The sequence below is a fragment of the Streptomyces sp. NPDC002676 genome (genome assembly GCF_053592455.1).
On record NZ_JBSFVT010000004.1, the window covers coordinates 540,704 to 558,520 of the forward strand.

The 17,817-nt window shown below is 70.0% G+C and carries 18 protein-coding genes; 9 read left to right on the forward strand and 9 right to left on the reverse strand.

The window, feature by feature from the left end; translation table 11 throughout:
• Positions 1–61 precede the first annotated feature (61 nt).
• The 4 genes from mshD to ACWD3E_RS15850 all read left to right on the forward strand — a co-directional run bounded on the left by mshD (position 62) and on the right by ACWD3E_RS15850 (position 5,065).
• A complete protein-coding gene (gene mshD, locus ACWD3E_RS15835; protein WP_451388106.1) occupies positions 62–988 on the forward strand; it encodes a mycothiol synthase in 927 nt (308 codons plus the stop codon).
• Positions 989–1,163: 175 nt separating this feature from the next.
• Entirely contained in the window at positions 1,164–3,518 is a 2,355-nt protein-coding gene (locus ACWD3E_RS15840) for an RNA degradosome polyphosphate kinase (protein WP_451388107.1), read from the forward strand.
• A complete protein-coding gene (locus ACWD3E_RS15845; protein WP_451388108.1) occupies positions 3,499–4,632 on the forward strand; it encodes a CHAD domain-containing protein in 1,134 nt (377 codons plus the stop codon). The genes ACWD3E_RS15840 and ACWD3E_RS15845 overlap by 20 nt, the downstream gene beginning before the upstream one ends.
• A gap of 19 nt (positions 4,633–4,651) precedes the next feature.
• Entirely contained in the window at positions 4,652–5,065 is a 414-nt protein-coding gene (locus ACWD3E_RS15850) for an NUDIX hydrolase (RefSeq protein WP_451388109.1), read from the forward strand.
• A gap of 36 nt (positions 5,066–5,101) precedes the next feature.
• Here the strand turns inward: ACWD3E_RS15850 and ACWD3E_RS15855 are convergent, their stop codons facing one another.
• The gene (locus ACWD3E_RS15855; RefSeq protein WP_451388110.1) at positions 5,102–5,275 is read right to left on the reverse strand and encodes a hypothetical protein; all 174 of its coding nucleotides are present in this window, start codon (positions 5,273–5,275) and stop codon (positions 5,102–5,104) included.
• A 171-nt stretch (positions 5,276–5,446) separates the two neighbouring features.
• Between ACWD3E_RS15855 and ACWD3E_RS15860 the strand changes: the two genes are divergently transcribed.
• Positions 5,447–6,307: a hypothetical protein gene (locus ACWD3E_RS15860; RefSeq protein WP_451388111.1), complete on the forward strand. Its 861-nt coding sequence runs from the start codon at positions 5,447–5,449 to the stop codon at positions 6,305–6,307.
• A gap of 91 nt (positions 6,308–6,398) precedes the next feature.
• A complete protein-coding gene (locus ACWD3E_RS15865) occupies positions 6,399–6,602 on the forward strand; it encodes a hypothetical protein (protein WP_451388112.1) in 204 nt (67 codons plus the stop codon).
• 6 nt (positions 6,603–6,608) lie between these two features.
• Here the strand turns inward: ACWD3E_RS15865 and ACWD3E_RS15870 are convergent, their stop codons facing one another.
• Positions 6,609–6,917, reverse strand: coding sequence for a metal-sensitive transcriptional regulator (locus ACWD3E_RS15870; protein WP_451350460.1), 309 nt, complete (start codon positions 6,915–6,917; stop codon positions 6,609–6,611).
• 206 nt (positions 6,918–7,123) lie between these two features.
• Between ACWD3E_RS15870 and ACWD3E_RS15875 the strand changes: the two genes are divergently transcribed.
• Both ACWD3E_RS15875 and ACWD3E_RS15880 read left to right on the forward strand, forming a co-directional pair.
• Positions 7,124–7,744 (forward strand): DUF47 domain-containing protein, encoded by a 621-nt coding sequence (locus ACWD3E_RS15875; protein WP_451350459.1) that lies wholly within the window; start codon positions 7,124–7,126, stop codon positions 7,742–7,744.
• Between the two features lie 7 nt (positions 7,745–7,751).
• Positions 7,752–8,750, forward strand: a complete 999-nt coding sequence (locus ACWD3E_RS15880; protein WP_451388113.1) for an anion permease — start codon at positions 7,752–7,754, stop codon at positions 8,748–8,750.
• Positions 8,751–8,878: 128 nt separating this feature from the next.
• Here the strand turns inward: ACWD3E_RS15880 and pstB are convergent, their stop codons facing one another.
• The 4 genes from pstB to pstS all read right to left on the reverse strand — a co-directional run bounded on the left by pstB (position 8,879) and on the right by pstS (position 13,047).
• Positions 8,879–9,655, reverse strand: a complete 777-nt coding sequence (gene pstB, locus ACWD3E_RS15885; RefSeq protein ID WP_451350457.1) for a phosphate ABC transporter ATP-binding protein PstB — start codon at positions 9,653–9,655, stop codon at positions 8,879–8,881.
• Positions 9,656–9,722: 67 nt separating this feature from the next.
• Complete coding sequence (gene pstA, locus ACWD3E_RS15890; protein ID WP_451388114.1) at positions 9,723–10,787, reverse strand: phosphate ABC transporter permease PstA; 1,065 nt, start codon at positions 10,785–10,787, stop codon at positions 9,723–9,725.
• Positions 10,784–11,788 carry a phosphate ABC transporter permease subunit PstC gene (gene pstC, locus ACWD3E_RS15895; RefSeq protein ID WP_451388115.1) on the reverse strand — a complete coding sequence of 335 codons (1,005 nt, stop codon included), beginning with the start codon at positions 11,786–11,788 and terminating at the stop codon, positions 10,784–10,786. Before pstC ends, pstA begins: the two co-directional genes overlap by 4 nt.
• A gap of 125 nt (positions 11,789–11,913) precedes the next feature.
• On the reverse strand, positions 11,914–13,047 hold the full coding sequence (gene pstS, locus ACWD3E_RS15900) for a phosphate ABC transporter substrate-binding protein PstS (protein WP_451388116.1): 1,134 nt from the start codon (positions 13,045–13,047) through the stop codon (positions 11,914–11,916).
• A 408-nt stretch (positions 13,048–13,455) separates the two neighbouring features.
• Here pstS and ACWD3E_RS15905 point away from each other — a divergent pair, with 408 nt between their 5' ends.
• On the forward strand, positions 13,456–15,024 hold the full coding sequence (locus ACWD3E_RS15905) for an FAD-binding oxidoreductase (protein ID WP_451388117.1): 1,569 nt from the start codon (positions 13,456–13,458) through the stop codon (positions 15,022–15,024).
• A gap of 8 nt (positions 15,025–15,032) precedes the next feature.
• Here ACWD3E_RS15905 and ACWD3E_RS15910 read toward each other — a convergent pair whose 3' ends face one another.
• The 3 genes from ACWD3E_RS15910 to ACWD3E_RS15920 form a co-directional block, all read right to left on the reverse strand.
• Positions 15,033–15,737: a phosphatase PAP2 family protein gene (locus ACWD3E_RS15910; RefSeq protein ID WP_451388118.1), complete on the reverse strand. Its 705-nt coding sequence runs from the start codon at positions 15,735–15,737 to the stop codon at positions 15,033–15,035.
• A 177-nt stretch (positions 15,738–15,914) separates the two neighbouring features.
• Positions 15,915–16,859, reverse strand: coding sequence for a C40 family peptidase (locus tag ACWD3E_RS15915; RefSeq protein ID WP_451388158.1), 945 nt, complete (start codon positions 16,857–16,859; stop codon positions 15,915–15,917).
• A gap of 165 nt (positions 16,860–17,024) precedes the next feature.
• Complete coding sequence (locus tag ACWD3E_RS15920; protein WP_451388119.1) at positions 17,025–17,792, reverse strand: trypsin-like serine peptidase; 768 nt, start codon at positions 17,790–17,792, stop codon at positions 17,025–17,027.
• Positions 17,793–17,817: the final 25 nt, after the last annotated feature.

Below are 17,817 nucleotides of genomic sequence, written 5' to 3' on the forward strand. Positions count from 1 at the left end.
GCCCGACGCGGGGCGGCCGATGTCGGCCCCTCCGTCGGGGGCTGGTCGTACCCTCGTACGCATGAGTAGCGACGACGCCGTACGGCCCTTCCCCTCCCGTGCCATCGAGACCTACGCCGAACTCACGCCGCGCCAGGCCGAGGCCGTGGGCGAACTGCTCGCGGAGGCCGCCCGGGTCGACGGGCAGCAGCCGGTGTCCGAACAGGGCCGGCTGCAACTGCGCGGGGCGCCGCGCGAGGGCGTCTCGCACCTGCTGCTGACCATCGACGGCGAACTCGTCGGCTACGCACAGCTGGAGGACACCGACCCGGTGGAGGCACCGGCCGCCGAACTGGTCGTCCACCCCGGGCACCGCGGACACGGGCACGGCCGGGCGCTCGGCTCGGCGCTGCTCGCCGCCTCCGGCAAACGGCTGCGGGTGTGGGCGCACGGCGGGCACTCCGCCGCCCGCCACCTCGCCCAGGTGCTGGGCCTGACCCTGTTCCGCGAACTGCGCCAGATGCGGCGGCCGTTGACCGATCTGCAGCTGCCCGACCCGGTGCTGCCCGCGGGCGTGACCGTCCGCACCTTCGTGCCCGGCAAGGACGACGCGGCCTGGCTCGCGGTGAACGCGGCGGCCTTCGCCCACCACCCCGAGCAGGGCTCGCTGACCCAGCGCGACCTGGACGACCGCAAAGCCGAGCCGTGGTTCGACCCGGCCGGTTTCTTCCTCGCCGAGCGGGACGGGGAGCTGATCGGCTTCCACTGGACGAAGGTGCACGCGGCGGAGGGCCTCGGCGAGGTGTACGTCCTCGGGATCCTGCCGGGCGAGCAGGGCGGCGGCCTCGGCAAGGCGCTGACCACGATCGGGCTGCGCCACCTGGCCGGTCTCGGCCTTGCGACGGTGATGCTCTACGTCGACGCCGACAACAAGGCGGCCGTGTCGGTGTACGAGCGGCTTGGCTTCACGGTCCACGAGACGGACCTGATGTACCGCACCGAAACGTGAGACGTTCACTCACCTGGAGCAGCCCGCCGCACACCCACGGTGACGCTCCGGCCCCCGGAAATCCCGCCGCAGTGATCCACTCGAGGCGGTAGATACGCCCGGGGGCCGCTCCGCGCTATCCCGTACGTCATGTCTCCGTAACCATCGATTCAGACGACCTTGCGACGCTCGGCCAATGAAGCCCGCCGTGCCAGAGCCTTCGCCGCCTCCCGAGGGGCCAGCGGTGAACGGGGCAGTGACGCTCCCGCCCGCACGTTCCGACGCGCCCGTCACGCCCCGGGCGCGGAACAATGGGTATATGAGCCAGTCAGACACCCAGGCAGAGGTCCAGCACGCCCAGCCCTCCGTGGGCTCCATCGCCGCGCACCGCCCCCACACGGTGGCCGCTGTCGTCTCCGACCTGGAACCCGACATCGACGCGGACCTCGACGCGTACGAGGAATCGCACGCCGAGGGGGCACCGCTGCCGCACGGCCGGTTCCTCGACCGGGAGCGCAGCTGGCTCGCCTTCAACGAGCGCGTCCTGGAGCTCGCCGAGGACCCGAACACGCCCCTGCTGGAGCGCGCCAACTTCCTGGCGATCTTCGCCAGCAACCTGGACGAGTTCTTCATGGTCCGGGTGGCCGGTCTGAAGCGCCGCATCGCGACCGGGGTCGCCACCCGGTCGGCCTCCGGCCTGCAGCCCCGCGAGGTCCTGGAGATGATCTGGGCCCGCTCGCGCGAGCTGATGGCCCGGCACGCCGCCTGTTACCACGAGGACGTCGCCCCCGCACTCGCGGAGGAGGGCATCCACCTGGTCCGCTGGAACGAGCTGACCGAGAAGGAGCAGGCCCGCCTCTTCACGCTCTTCAGGCACCAGATCTTCCCGGTCCTCACCCCGCTGGCCGTGGACCCCGCGCACCCCTTCCCGTACATCTCCGGCCTGTCCCTGAACCTGGCCGTCGTCGTACGCAACCCGGTGAGCGGCCACAAGCACTTCGCCCGCGTGAAGGTGCCGCCGCTGCTGTCCCGCTTCCTGGAGGCCGCGCCCGGCCGGTACGTCCCGCTGGAGGACGTCATCGCCGCGCACCTGGAGGAGCTGTTCCCGGGCATGGAGGTGGTGGAGCACCACGCCTTCCGCCTGACCCGGAACGAGGACCTGGAGGTCGAGGAGGACGACGCCGAGAACCTGCTCCAGGCCCTGGAGAAGGAGCTCATGCGGCGCCGCTTCGGGCCGCCGGTGCGCCTGGAGGTCGAGGAGTCCATCGACCGCGAGGTGCTCGACCTGCTGGTGCGCGAGCTGAAGATCTCCGAGGCCGAGGTGTACCCGCTGCCGGGCCCCCTGGACCTCACCGGTCTCTTCCGCATCGCCGGCATCGACCGCCTCGAGCTGAAGTACCCGAAGTTCGTCGCGGGCACCCACCGCGACCTCGCCGAGGTCGAGTCGGCCTCCGCGCCCGACATCTTCGCCGCCCTGCGCAGCCGGGACGTCCTGCTGCACCACCCGTACGACTCCTTCTCGACGTCCGTGCAGGCCTTCGTCGAGCAGGCGGCCGAGGACCCGGACGTCCTCGCGATCAAGCAGACCCTGTACCGGACCTCCGGCGACTCCCCGATAGTCAACGCGCTCATCGACGCCGCCGAGGCCGGCAAGCAGGTCCTCGTGCTGGTCGAGATCAAGGCGCGCTTCGACGAGCACGCGAACATCAAGTGGGCGAAGCGGCTGGAGGAGGCCGGCTGCCACGTCGTGTACGGCCTGGTCGGCCTGAAGACCCACTGCAAGCTGTCCCTGGTGGTCCGCCAGGAGGGCGATACGCTGCGCCGCTACAGCCACGTCGGCACCGGCAACTACCACCCGAAGACGGCCCGCCTGTACGAGGACCTCGGCCTGCTCACCGCCGACCCGCAGGTCGGCGCGGACCTCTCCGACCTCTTCAACCGCCTCTCCGGCTACTCCCGCCGGGAGACCTACCGCCGGCTCCTGGTCGCCCCCAAGTCCCTGCGGGACGGCCTGGTCGCGCGGATCCACAAGGAGATCCAGCACCACCGCGCGGGCCGCCCGGCCTTCGTCCGCATCAAGGTCAACTCGATGGTCGACGAGGCGATCATCGACGCCTGCTACCGGGCGTCCCAGGCGGGCGTGCCGGTCGACATCTGGGTGCGCGGCATCTGCGCCGTCCGCCCGGGTGTCGCGGGCCTGTCGGAGAACATCCGGGTCCGCTCGATCCTCGGCCGCTTCCTCGAGCACTCCCGGGTCTTCGCCTTCGGCAACGGCGGCGAACCCGAGGTGTGGATAGGCAGCGCCGACATGATGCACCGCAACCTCGACCGCCGGATAGAGGCCCTGGTCCGGGTCGTCGACCCCGGCCACCGGGCGGCCCTGAACCGGCTGCTCGACACCGGCATGTCCGAATCCACCGCCTCCTGGCACCTCGGCCCCGACGGCGAGTGGACCCGGCACGCGACCGACGCGGACGGACAGCCCCTGCGCAACGTTCAGGAGATGCTCATAGACGCCCGGAGGCGCCGGCGTGGCAATGCAACACCTTGACCCGACGGACCCCACGGCCAAGGCTGCCATGGGGGACGCCCTCGCGGGCTATCTGCGCGCGCAGGCCACGGAGTTCCTGCGCGCGCTGCGCCTGCACGGGGAGTCCGGCGGCAACGGCGCCGGCAGCGCGGAGGAGGCCGTCGACGCAGCCCGGGCACTGCGCCGCTCGGCCCGCCGCATCAGCGGCAGCCTGCACACCTTCCACCCCCTCCTGGACCCCGACTGGTCCGAAGAGATGCGCCCCGAACTGGCCTGGCTCTCTGGCACGTTGGGCCTTGAGCACGCGTACGAGGCCCGGCTGGAACGGCTGTTGCTGGCGCTGCACCGGCTTTCGGGGGCGACGGTGATCCCGGCACAGGCCACGGTGTCGAAGGACGCGGCAGCCGCCCTGACCACTAGCAGTCGTGCCGCCGGTGCGGCACCCGTCCCGCTGAAAGCGGCACCTCAGAGCGCCGGCGGCCCGGCCCGCCCGGCGGCAACCGCAGAGCGCGGCAACCTGACAGTAGGCGCGGCCAAAGCGGGCGCCTTGCTCGAACGCCAGCTCACCCTCGCCCGGACGCGCGCCCACTCCACCGCGCTCCAGGCCCTCGGCTCCTCCCGCTTCCACGCCGTCGCCGACAAGGTCGCCGTACTCGCCAGCGAGGTGCCCCTGACCCCGGCCGCGGTCACCACGGACCTGCGTCCCCTGGCCGCCGCGGCCGAGGAGCGCCTCACGGACGCCATCGGCACCCTGCCGCTGGTCACCGCCGGGCACCCCTACAACGCGGAGGCCCTGGTCCACGGCCTGTCCCCGGACCTCTCCCCGCACCCGCAGGACGGCCCCTGGCACCAGGTCCGGCTGCTGCTGCGCCTGCACCGCTACGCCGTCGAGGCCCTGCACGGGGGCGACGCGCCCGTGGACGTACGGCTGCTGACGGCCGGCCAGGCGCTGAACCGGCACCGGGACGCCTCGGAGGCGGCAGCGGCGGCGGCACAGGCGGCCCGGACGCCCCGCATCGCCCCGGCCACGGCGTACGCCCTCGGCGTGCTCCACGCCGACCAGCGGCACGAGGTGGAGGCGGCCCGGTTCGGCTTCCAGCAGGCGTGGCTCAAGCAGACGGTCAGCGCACCCTGAACCCTCCCGAGGAGGCGGTGTGAAGGACATCTTGGTCCGGGCGGCGGGCTGCGTGCTGTGGCGCCGCTCCCCGGTCTCGGGCGACCTGGAGGTCTGCCTGGTCCACCGGCCCAGGTACGACGACTGGTCCCACCCGAAGGGCAAGCTCAAGCGGGGCGAGGACGCGCTCGCGGGCGCGCTGCGCGAGGTGGCCGAGGAGACCGGCTGCACCGCCGTCCCCGGCGCCGAGCTGCCGACCATGCACTATGTGGCCAACGGCCGCCCGAAGCAGGTGCGTTACTGGGCGGCCGAGGCGGTTTCCGGCCACTTCACGCCGAACGCCGAGGTCGACCGGATCCTGTGGCTCTCCCCCGCCGCGGCCCGCGAGCGGCTCACCCAGCCCCGCGACCGGGACCTGGTGGACGCGCTGGTCCGCGCCTTCGAGCACAGCTGAGCGCGCACGTGAGCGGGTACAGGTGAGGGCGGTGCCTCACAGGCCCGCCGTGTGATCCGCAGCGTCCGTTCTGGCCTGGCTGCGGGCCCGGCGGGCCGGTCCACGCCAGCCGCAGGTGCACCGGGCCACGCAGAAGCGCCCCTGCTCGGTCGTCGTCGCGAGGTGTTCCTGCCCCTGGCGGGCCCGCTGCGGCCCGTCCTCCTGTCTCACACCGACAACGGTACCCAGCCCGCGGCCAAAGCGTTCGTACGGCCTCCCCTTGGCTCCCCTTACCTCCCCCGGCTTCCGCGCCCCTTTGCGCAACGCGTGACGGCGCCCCCTACCCGTCGTTAACCGGAACGACAGGCGCCCACGGACGCACCGGCTGGGGGTAGACAGGCGATGGATCGGCGGCAGCACAGGCACGCGGGCAGAACGGTCGTCGCGGTGGGGATCACGGCGATCACGGCAGGGCTCGGCGCGACCGCCACGGGCTGTTCGAGCAGCGGAGCCGCCGCGGCGGGCGTGAGCGGGCCCGGCGGCGACCCGGTCGCCGTCCTGCACCGGGCCGTCGGCACGCTCTCCGGCGCGGGCAGTTCCAAGGCCAGCACGTCGATGGAGATGGCGACGGGCGGCACCCGGGTCACCATCCGCGGCCAGGGCGTCTACGACTACCGGCGCCGGCTCGGCCGGCTCACCGTCGTACTGCCCGAGGACCCGACGGGCGCCTCGCGGCACCGGCCCATCACCGAACTCCTCGCCCCGGGCGCGCTGTTCATGAAGAACCGGGGCGCCGGGGTGCCCGCCGACAAGTGGGTGCGGGTGGAGACGGCGGCGCTGTCCGACGGCAACCTGGTGACCGGCGGCGTCACCGACCCGTACGCGGCGGCCGAGGTGCTGCGCGGGACGCGTAAGGCGACGTACCTCGGCACGACCGAGCTGGGCGGGACCGAGGTGCGGCACTACCGGGGGACGGCTGACCTGGCCCTCGCGGCCCGCAGCGCGCCCGCGGACGTGCGGGCCTCCCTCACGGCGGCGGCGAAAGGGTTCGCCACGACCGAGGTTCCGTTCGACGCCTACCTCGACGACCAGGGCCGCATCCGCAAGCTCAGGCAGCACTTCAGCTTCGTCAACGGCCGCCAGAAGACCGCGGTGGCGGTCGCCTCGACCACGCTGCTGTACGGCTTCGGCGCCCCCGTAGACGTACTCCTGCCGCGCCCCCGGGACATCTACGCGGGCCGGATCACCGAGGACGGAAACTAGTCAGTGCCGTCACCCCCGACTAGCCCGTCCGTGCCATGCGCGGCGTGCAGGGCCCTGCCTACCCTAGGAGGTCGGTGGCGGCGGAGAAGAGGTGAGGCACGTGGCTCGGGCAGGCGGTACGGCGGTCCAGGACCACGTGGCTCTCGCCGAGATCGAGCTGTGCGGGGAGCTGATCATCGCGGCCTCGGCCGCCGAGGAACGGCTGAGTCTGGAGAGCATCGACGAGGTGCTGCGGGTGGCCGAGGAACGGGAGACCGCCCCAGGGCCCCCGGGAGACCCCTACAGCGCGCTGTAAACGCTCTCAGGAGCGCAGCAGGCGGCCGATCGCCTTCGTCGCCTCGTCCACCTTGGCGTCGATCTCGTCGCCGCCCTTGAGGGCCGCGTCCGCGACGCAGTGCCGCAGGTGCTCCTCCAGCAGCTGCATGGCGAAGGACTGCAGGGCCTTCGTCGAGGCCGAAACCTGCGTCAGTATGTCGATGCAGTAGGTGTCCTCGTCGACCATGCGCTGCAGCCCGCGGATCTGCCCCTCGATCCGGCGCAGCCGCTTGAGGTGCTCGTCCTTCTGCTTGTGGTAACCGTGCGTGGTCGCGTGGGCCTCGGTCGCCGTCATCACGGGCCTCCCTGTTCTCCGGACGAGCCTGCATATACCCCAGGTGGGTATATGATAGCGAACTTTGCTGGGTATGGGGCCCTTGGTCCGCCCCCGTGCTGATCAATCTGCCTGATGGGCGACACTGGGGGACGGCCCGATAGCCGTGGCCGGATGATGCGCCTAGCATCAGCCTGACCGAAACCGATGCACCCCGAGGACCCCTTGTGCGCTTTCGTCTGACCCCCAGGGAGACGAGCTTCTACGACATGTTCGCCGCATCCGCGGACAACATCGTCACGGGCTCGAAGCTCCTGATGGAACTGCTCGGGGCGGACGCCTCCGGCCGAGCCGAGATCGCAGAGCGTATGCGGGCCGCGGAACACGCAGGTGACGACGCCACGCACGCGATCTTCCACCAGCTGAACTCCTCTTTCATCACGCCCTTCGACCGCGAGGACATCTACTCCCTCGCGTCGTCCCTCGACGACATCATGGACTTCATGGAGGAGGCCGTCGACCTGGTCGTCCTCTACAACATCGAGGAACTGCCCAAGGGCGTCGAGCAGCAGATCGAGGTTCTCGCGCGCGCGGCCGAACTGACCGCCGAGGCCATGCCGCACCTGCGCACGATGGAGAACCTCACCGAGTACTGGATCGAGGTCAACCGGCTGGAGAACCAGGCGGACCAGATACACCGCAAGCTGCTGGCCCACCTCTTCAACGGCAAGTACGACGCGATCGAGGTGCTGAAGCTCAAGCAGATCGTGGACGTCCTGGAAGAGGCGGCGGACGCGTTCGAGCACGTGGCGAACACGGTGGAGACCATCGCCGTCAAGGAGTCCTGAGGCGTCCATGGACACCTTTGCCCTTGTCGTGACCATCCTGGTCGCGCTCTTCTTCACGTACACCAACGGTTTCCACGACTCCGCGAACGCGATCGCCACCTCGGTGTCGACGCGGGCGCTGACCCCGCGCGCCGCCCTCGCGATGGCCGCCGTGATGAACCTCGCCGGTGCCTTCCTGGGCTCCGGGGTCGCCAAGACCGTCAGCGAAGGACTGATCGAGACGCCCTCGGGCTCGCACGGGATGGGCATCCTCTTCGCCGCCCTGGTCGGTGCGATCGTCTGGAACCTCGCCACCTGGTACTTCGGCCTGCCCTCCTCGTCCTCCCACGCGCTGTTCGGCGGCCTGGTGGGCGCGGCCCTGGCGGGCGGCACGGCCGTGCACTGGAACGGCGTCGTCGACAAGATCATCATCCCGATGTTCCTGTCGCCGGTGGTCGGCCTGCTCGGCGGCTACCTGGTCATGACGGCGATCATGTGGATGTTCCGCCGCGCCAACCCGCACAAGGCCAAGCGGGGCTTCCGTATCGCCCAGACCGTCTCGGCGGCCGGCATGGCCCTCGGACACGGTCTCCAGGACGCCCAGAAGACCATGGGTGTCGTGGTGATGGCCCTGGTGATTTCCGGCCACGAGACCTTCGGCGACCCGATCCCGGTCTGGGTGAAGATCGTCTCCGCGGTGATGCTGTCGCTCGGCACGTACGCCGGTGGCTGGCGGATCATGCGGACACTGGGCCGGAAGATCATCGAGCTGGATCCGCCGCAGGGGTTCGCCGCGGAGGCGACGGGTGCGTCGATCATGTTCGGTACGGCGTATCTGTTCAAGGCGCCGATCTCCACCACCCATGTCATCACCTCGGCGATCATGGGTGTCGGGGCGACGAAGCGGCTCAACGCCGTGCGGTGGGGGGTGGCCAAGAACATCGTGCTGGGGTGGTTCATCACGATGCCGGCCGCCGGGCTTGTTGCCGCGCTTGCCTTCGGCCTTGTGAAGCTCACCGTGCTGTAGGGGACGTACCAGGCAAGCTGAAAACGTGCCGTGAAAAGCGGCGGGCCCGCCCCCGGGAATCCGGGGGCGGGCCTTTTTTGCGTCCTCGCGGTGGCACCGCCATGCAGCACCGCGAGGGGTTCAGGGGATCAGCCGAAGCGGCCGGAGATGTAGTCCTCCGTCGCCTGGACCGACGGGTTGGAGAAGATGCGCTCCGTGTCGTCGATCTCGATCAGCCGGCCGGGCTGGCCGACGGCAGCGAGGTTGAAGAACGCCGTACGGTCCGAGACACGGGCCGCCTGCTGCATGTTGTGCGTCACGATGACGATCGTGAAGCGCTCCTTCAGCTCGCCGATCAGGTCCTCGATGGCGAGGGTGGAGATCGGGTCCAGGGCCGAGCAGGGCTCGTCCATGAGCAGGACCTTCGGCTCCACGGCGATCGCCCGCGCGATGCACAGACGCTGCTGCTGACCACCGGAGAGGCCAGAGCCGGGCTTGTTCAGGCGGTCCTTGACCTCGTTCCAGAGGTTCGCGCCCTTGAGCGAGCGCTCGACGATGTCGTTCAGCTCGCTCTTCTTGTAGCTGCCGTTCAGGCGCAGACCCGCCGCCACGTTGTCGTAGATCGACATCGTCGGGAAGGGGTTCGGGCGCTGGAACACCATGCCGACCTCGCGGCGCACCGACACCGGGTCGATGCCGGCGCCGTACAGGTCCTCGTCGTCCAGGAGCACCTTGCCCTCGACGCGGCCACCCGGGGTGACCTCGTGCATGCGGTTGAGGGTGCGCAGGAACGTCGACTTGCCGCAGCCGGAGGGGCCGATGAACGCCGTCACCGAGCGCGGCTCGACGGTCATCGAGATGTCCTCGATCGCCTTGTGGGAGCCGTAGTAGGCGGTCAGTCCGCTTACGTCGATTCGCTTGGCCATTACTGCTTCACTTCCAAAGTCTTCAGTCGCTGAGGGGCCCCGCCCGGCGGAGCCGGAAAGTGTCGCCTTAGCGACCGGTCTTCGGGGCCTTCCAGCGGGCAATGCCGCGGGCCGCCAGGTTGAGGATCATCACGAAGGCGATCAGCGTGAGCGAGGCCGCCCAGGCCCGGTCGTACGCCGCGCCGGAACCCGCACTGTTCGCGAACTGCTGGTAGATGTACAGCGGCAGCGACGCCTGCGCCCCGTGGAAGGGGTCGTTGTTGATGAACGGGTTACCGAACACGAGCAGCAGCACCGGGGCGGTCTCACCCGCGATACGGGCCACGGCCAGCATGACACCGGTCGTGATGCCGCCGATGGAGGTCGGCAGGACCACCTTCAGAATGGTGCGCCACTTCGGCACGCCCAGCGCCAGGGAGGCCTCGCGCAGCTCGTTCGGGACGAGCTTGAGCATCTCCTCGGTGGAGCGGACGACGACCGGCATCATCAGGATGGCCAGAGCGAGGGCGCCGGCGAAGCCGGAGGGGCCCTCCTTCATGATCAGCACCAGGCTGAGGATGAACAGACCCGCGACGATCGACGGGATACCGGTCATCACGTCGACGAAGAAGGTGACGGCCTTGGCGAGCTTGCCCCGGCCGTACTCCACCAGGTAGATCGCGGTGAGGATGCCGATCGGGGCGCCGATCACGGTGGCGAGGCCGACCTGCTCCAGGCTGCCGATGATGGCGGCGTAGGCGCCACCGCCCGGCTCGGTGTCGGCGACGACACCCATGGAGTGGCTCAGGAAGTAGGGGTCGAGGACCTTCACACCGCGCGCGACGGTCACCCAGATCAGGGAGATCAGCGGGATGACGGCGATCAGGAAGGCGACCCAGACGAGGCTGGTGGCGACGCGGTCCTTGGCCTGGCGCCGGCCCTCGACGCGGGCGGCGATCACGTACGTACCGAGGACGAACAGGACCGCGGCGATCAGACCCCACTGGACCTTGCTGTCCAGGCCGGCGGCCAGCGAGATGCCGATGCCGAGCACGAGGGAGCCGCCCGCGATCGCCCACGGCGACCAGCGGGGCAGGCTGGCGCCGCGCAGCGTGCTGGGGCGCTTGTCGTTGACGACGGCTGCGTGGCTCATGCGTTGGCCCCCGAGTACTCCGCGCGGCGGGCGATGATCAGCCGGGCCGCGCCGTTGACCACCAGCGTGATGACGAACAGGACCAGACCGGACGCGATCAGCGCGTCCCGGCCGAACTCCGTCGCCTCGCTGAACTTGCTGGCGATGTTCTGGGCGAAGGTGCCGCCGCCCGGGTTGAGCAGGCTGGCGTGGATGAGGAAGTCAGGGGAGAGCACAGTGGCAACGGCCATGGTCTCGCCGAGGGCGCGGCCGAGGCCGAGCATCGAGGCGGAGATCACGCCGGAGCGGCCGAAGGGCAGGACGGCCATGCGGATGACCTCCCAGCGCGTGGCGCCGAGGGCCAGGGCCGCCTCCTCGTGCATCTGCGGGACCTGGCGGAAGACCTCGCGGCTCACGTTGGTGATGATCGGCAGGATCATGATCGCGAGCAGGATGCCGACGGTGAGCATCGAGCGCGGGGCGCCCTGGTCCCAGGAGAACAGGCCGGTCCAGCCGAAGTAGCTGTTGAGCCAGCCGAAGAGGCCGTTCAGGTGCGGTACGAGCACGAGCGCGCCCCACAGGCCGTACACGATGGACGGCACGGCGGCGAGGAGGTCGATCACGTACGCGACGGGGCCGGCCATGCGGCGCGGTGCGTAGTGCGTGATGAACAGCGCGATGGCGACCGCGACCGGAACCGCGAGGACCATGGCGATGACCGAGGAGACGATCGTGCCGAAGGCCAGCACCGCGATGCCGAAGGTCGGCTCGAGGAGGTTGGTGTTCCACTCGAAGGTGGTCAGGAAGTTGCCGTGGTCCTTGCTGATCGCGAGGGAGGCGCGATAGGCGAGGAAGGCCGCGATGGCGGCCATGATCAGCAGCAGCAGGATGCCCGAGCCGCGGGAGAGACCGAGGAAGATGCGGTCACCGGGCCGGGTGGTGCCACGGGCCGCGCCCTTCTGCTTGGCCACGGGCTGGGGGGTGGGTGGAGGTGCGTCGGTTGTCTTCGTAGATATGTCCACTGGGATCTCCGGTCTGCGAAGCCGCGTGCCCTGTGGGGCTGCGGCTCCTGGCGGCGGTGCACCGGACGGGCGCGGGCCCGGTCCTCAGGGGAGGCCGTGAGGACCGGGCCGCACTCGGGATCAGGTCAGCTCAGGCCCTCGATGGTGGTGCGGACCTTGGCGTTGATGTCGGCCGGGACGGGCGCGTAGTCGATGCCCGAGAGCATCTTCTGGCCGTCCTCGGAGGCGATGTAGCGCAGGAACGCCTTGGTGGCGGGCAGGGTGTCCGCCTTGTTGCCCTTGTCGCAGACGATCTCGTACGTGACCAGGGTCATCGGGTAGGCACCCTCGGCCTTGGTGTTGTAGTCCAGCTTCAGCGTCAGGTCCTTGCCGGTGCCGACGACCTTCGCGGCGGCGATGTCGGCGGTGGCGGACTCGGAGCTGGGGGCGACCGGCTTGCTGGCACCGGTGTTGATGGAGACGGCCTTCATGCCGTCCTTGACGTAGGACAGCTCGAAGTAGCCGATGGCGCCGGCGGTCTGCTTGACCTGCTGGGCCACACCCGCGGACTGCGGAGCGGACTGGCCGCCCTTGGCCTGCCAGGCCTTGCCGCCGGAGTACTTCCAGTTCGCCGGGGTGGTGGCGATCAGGTACTTGGTGAAGTTGTCCGTGGTGCCGGACTCGTCCGAGCGGTGGAACGCCTGGATCTTGAGGTCGGGCAGCTTGACGCCCGGGTTCAGCTTGGCGATCGCCGGGTCGTTCCACTTGGAGATCTTGCTGTCGAAGATCTTCGCGATCGTCTGCGCGTCCAGGACCAGGTTGTCGACACCCGGGACGTTGTAACCGAGGGCGATCGGGCCGCCGACCATCGGGAGGTCGATGCCCTGGCCACCACCGGTGCAGACCTTCTTGGAGGCCGCGAGGTCTTCGGGCTTCAGCGGGGAGTCAGAACCGGCGAAGGCGACCTGGCCCTGCGTGAACGCGGTCACACCGGCACCGGAGCCCTGGCCCTTGTAGTTGATCTGCACCTTGCAGGCGGCGGTGAACTGCTGCACCCAGGCGTCGATCGCGTTCTTCTGCGCGGAAGAGCCGTCCGCGAGCAGCTGACCCTTGGCGTTGTCGCACTTGATCGAGCTGGCGTTGGTCGGGGCCGCCGACTTGCCGCCCGAGTTGTTGTTGCCGTTGTCGTCCGAGCCACACGCGGTCAGGGCCAGGGCGCCGGTGACGGCGACAGCACCGAGGGAAAGGGCCCGCAGCCGGTTCTTGCGCTGAAGCATCACTTTCGGAAGTTCCTTCCAGGAGCCGCCGCTGTCGGCGGCGCGCGAAGTTGTTGGGTCCGAGCGCTTTTCATGGCCGCACTCGGCACCGGGTAAGGCCGAAATTAGGCAGAACAGGTGAAGCCGCCGAAGGCCGTAAGTGAACGGGGAGTGAACCCCTGCCGTCGGCCTGGTTAGGTCACGGAATGCTTACGGGGAGGGCACATGGAGGTTCCGGCGATCGGGCCACGTGAACGGCTCGCGGACGGTTCGCGAGCGGTTCGAAACCGCTTCGGGGACGGGTAGCGGAGGGGTAGCGGAGGGGTGGTGGCCATGTAGCGGACGGGTATGCGAAGTCGTTCACCCGATCGGGGGAACCCATGCGCGCAGGACGTCGTCTCGTTCCACGACAGCTGAGGAAAGGCGGCGGACATGGAACGGCGTACGTTCATCTCGGGCGGCGCAGCCGCGCTGGCGGCGACCGCGCTGACCGCGTGCACCACGGGTCATGGTGGTGATGGTCGGTCCGCCGGTCTCTCGGCGAACGCGACAACATCCTCGCGTACGTCCCTCAAGACCACCAGCGCGAGCGCCGCCGCCGACTGGGCCGCCCTCGCCCGTGACCTCGACGGTCCCCTGGTCCGCCCCGGCGACACGGCCTGGAAGACGGCCCACCAGCTGTACAACACCCGCTTCGACGGACTGAAGCCGGCCGCGGTCGCCTACGCCGCCCACGCGGACGACATCCGCACGACCCTGTCGTACGCCCGCGCCCACGGCATCAAGGTGTCGATACGCAACGGCGGCCACTCCTACGCGGGCTACTCCTCCGGCGACAACCGCCTGATCGTCGACGTCTCCGAGCTGAACCGGATCCGGGTGAGCGGCGGCCAGGCGGTCGTCGGCGCCGGCTCCAAGCTGATCGACGTCTACCGGGCGCTGGCCGCGAAGGGCGTGACCATACCCGCGGGCTCCTGCCCCACCGTCGGCGTCTCCGGCCTGGTCCTGGGCGGCGGCCACGGCGTCGTCTCCCGCGCGTACGGCCTGACCTGCGACAGCCTCACCCAGGCAACGCTGATAACGGCGGACGGCACCCAGCTGACCGCGAACGCCACGACCCACTCCGACCTCTTCTGGGCGCTGCGCGGCGCGGGCAACGGCAACTTCGGCGTGGTGACGGAGCTGGTCTTCAAGACCCACCCGGCCCCCCAGGCGGTGACCGCGTACATGACCTGGCCGTGGGCGAAGGCGGCAGCGGTACTGAAGGCCTGGCAGGAGTGGGGCCCGACCCAGCCGGACGAGATCTGGTCCTCCCTGCACCTGGCGGCCACGCCGGGCCGCACGCCGACGATCTCCGTGGCCTGCTTCTCCCTCGGCACCTACGGCGAACTCCAGAACGCGGTGGACCACCTCGCCCACCAGGCCGGCGCGAACGCCTCCTCCGTCTCCCTGCACCGCCGGGGCTACGAGGAGGCCATGGAGATCTACGCCGGCTGCTCCTCCTTCCCCACCTCCGCCCAGTGCCACCTGCCGGGCTCCACCCCCGGCCGCTCCCCCCAGGGCGCGCTGGGCCGGGAGACGTACGCGGCCCGCTCCGACTTCTTCGACCGCTCGTTGACGGCGGCGGGTATCCAGACGGCCCTGAAGCAGATCGCTTCCGTCCGGGGCGGCGCGGGCAGCATCGCGTTCACGGCCCTCGGCGGCGCGGTCAACCGCGTCAGCCCCACGGCAACGGCCTTCGTCCACCGCCGCTCGCGGATGCTGGCGCAGTACATCGCGTCCTGGGGGGCGGGGGCCTCCGGCGCCACGGCCCAGTCGTGGCTGACGTCGGCCCACGACGCGATGAAGCCGTACGCCTCCGGTGCGGCGTACCAGAACTACACGGATCCGACGCTGCGGGACTGGCGGAAGGCGTACTACGGGGATGCGGTGAACCGGCTCGGCCAGGTGAAGAAGGCGTACGACCCGGAGAGGTTCTTCTCCTACGGGCAGGGGCTGTAGGGGCTCGGCTATGCCGCCAGGTCCCGCTCCTCGGAGCCGGCCGGCTTGCGGGCGCTCGGAAGCAGGGCCTTGCGCTGTCCCACCGGTGCCGAGCGACGGCGGATGATCCACCCGGCCCGCGGCGACCGCTCGACCGCCTTCATCAGCGGGGTGAGAAGGGCGGTCGCCAGGGGAGAGAGCAGCAGGGTGACCGCCGTGCCCAGCGCGAACCCACCGACGACGTCCGTCGGATAGTGGACGCCCATGTACACACGGCAGAACCCCTCCAGCAGGGCAAGGGCGATGCCCGCGATGCCGAACGCCCTGTTGGCGACGAACAGCCCGACCCCCAGCGCCATGGTGATCGTCGCGTGGTCGCTGACGAAGGAGAAGTCGGTCTTGCCGGAGACGAGGACGTCCAGTCCCTGGTGGTCGGCGAACGGGCGGGGGCGTGCCACGAAGCCCCGGATGGGGATGTTGACCAGCACGGCGATGCCGGCGGCGAGCGGTGCCCACACGAGCGAGGCGACCGTGGAGGCCGCGTTCTCACCGTCCCGGCGCCGCACGGACCACCAGCACCACAGGACCAACAGCACCATGGCGAGCAGCAGTCCGTACTCACCGACGAACTCCATGACCCGGTCGAACCAGTGCGGTGCGTCCTTGGCCAGGCCGTTGATGTCGTAGAGGAGGTCGACGTCGGGGTTCGATCCGGATTCGGCGAGTACAGCCATGTGCTGCGGCCCCTTCGTCGGTCTTCCGGACGCACGTCATGTGCGTGGTGGATACGTCAACAGGAACGCACGGCTCCCCCTCATACGTTCCACACTCCACGGAATGATCACTCAGACGTTATCGAAGAGAGACTCATCGCCGCAGCTCAGGGGGATTCACAGTCGGCTCACACCGCCTCACACCTTCGTGGGCAGCGCTTTTGCGCCATCTTCGGTGACCCGGGTGGCACCGAAGTAGTCCGGGGTGTCGATGGGGTCGAACCGGATCACGGCACCGGTGCGCGGCGCGTCGATCATGTACCCGCCCCCCACATAGATGCCCACGTGATGGATGGCCCGCGAGTCGGTGAGGTCGTAGGAGAAGAACACGAGGTCGCCGGGGAGCAGTTGGTCCCGCGAGGGGTGCGGCCCGGCGTTGTACTGGTCGTTGGCGACGCGGGGCAGGCCGATGCCCACCTTGTCGTACGCGGCCTTGGTCAGCCCCGAGCAGTCGAAGCGTCCGCCCTGGTCGGCGGTGCCGTTGCCGCCCCACAGATAGAGGGTGCCGAGCTTGCTCTGCGCGAAGGCGATGGCGCCGGCGGCCTGCCGGGTGGGGTCGATCCGGCTGACCGGCGCGGCGAAGCTCTCCTCCAGGCTACGGATCCGCTTGACGTAGTTCTGCGTCTCGCTGATGGCGGGAACCCCGCCCGCCCTTATGACGCGGTAGGCGCCCGCGTTGTAGGCGGCGAGCATGTTGTCGGAGACGTTCCCGGGAACGTCCTTCACGTACTTCGCGAGTTCGCAGTCGTACGAAGCCGCCGACGGAATCGCGTCATTCGGATCCCAGATGTCGCGCTTGCCGTCACCGTTGCCGTCGATGCCGTGGGTGGCCCAGGTGCCCGGGATGAACTGGGCGATGCCACGGGCGTCGGCGGGGCTGACGACGGTGGGGTTCCAGCCGCTCTCCTGGTACAACTGCGCGGCGAGCAGGGCAGGGCTCAGCGCGGGACACAGATTGCCCCACTTCTGCACGAGCTGCTTGTAGGCGGCAGGCACGGCCCCCTTGGCCAGCCCACGACTGCCCGCACCGACCCCGTTGACGAGATTCCCGGAGATGACGTAGACCCCGACGACCAACAGCATGACGAAGCTCAGCCCGAGCCCGACCGCCGCCCCACCGACCACCCATACCTTCCGCACGCCTCAACTTTCCCCCATACGGGCATGGTTAAAGGCGATTTCCGCATGAAGTGGCGTCATTTCACAGGCCGGGCACCACGTATGCCGCAGCTGACGGAAACTCAGGGGTCAGTCGCTCGTCGCGTCCCGGTACAACTCGGCGGCCTCGCGGCCCAGCACCACGCTGTAGGAGGTGTCCGCCGTGGCGCCGCCCGCTTCGTGGCCGCCGAGGACGCCGACGATCTGGTGGTCGCCGTTGACCCAGGGGCTGCCGCTGGTGCCGCTGGAGAAGCGGGGGCACTCGATGCGCTGCTGGGTGCTGCTGTGCCGGGTCGGCTTGTTGGTGCAACTGATGGGCACCTCGCGGGAGTCGGGGTAGCCGGTGACGGTCACCGCGGTGGCCCCGGTGGCCACGCCGGTCGCGAACCGGTTGCCCCCGACCACGTCCTCGATCCGCTTGCCGTCCAGGTCCTCCACGACGGCGAACGCGAGGTCGCTGTCCTCGTCCTGCTCGTTGGCCCACCCGTCGGGCAGGTACCGCTTCGCTACCTTCCACACCCCGAACGGCGCCTGCCCGTCCCGGTAGCCCGGCACGAACACCAGGTCGCCGTCGGCACCGCCCGCGCAGTGCGCCGCCGTGACGATGAGATCGCCCCGCGGGCTGTGCACCACCGAGGCCGTGCAGAAGTGCCCCCCGGCCAGGCTGTCGGCCCGGTCCGCGCCGAACAGCGCGCCGACCCGCACGCTCTGCCGGGTCGCGACCGCGTCGGCGGTGACCCCGAGGGGTCCCGGACCGTCATCGGCGGCGGCCACGGAGGCCGAGGTCAGGGCGAGCAGCACCACAGCGCCGAGCAAGGCGGGACGCGAGGTGAGCGAGATGCGTGCGTTGCGCTTCATCAGCCCTCACTCTGCCCCCCGAAGG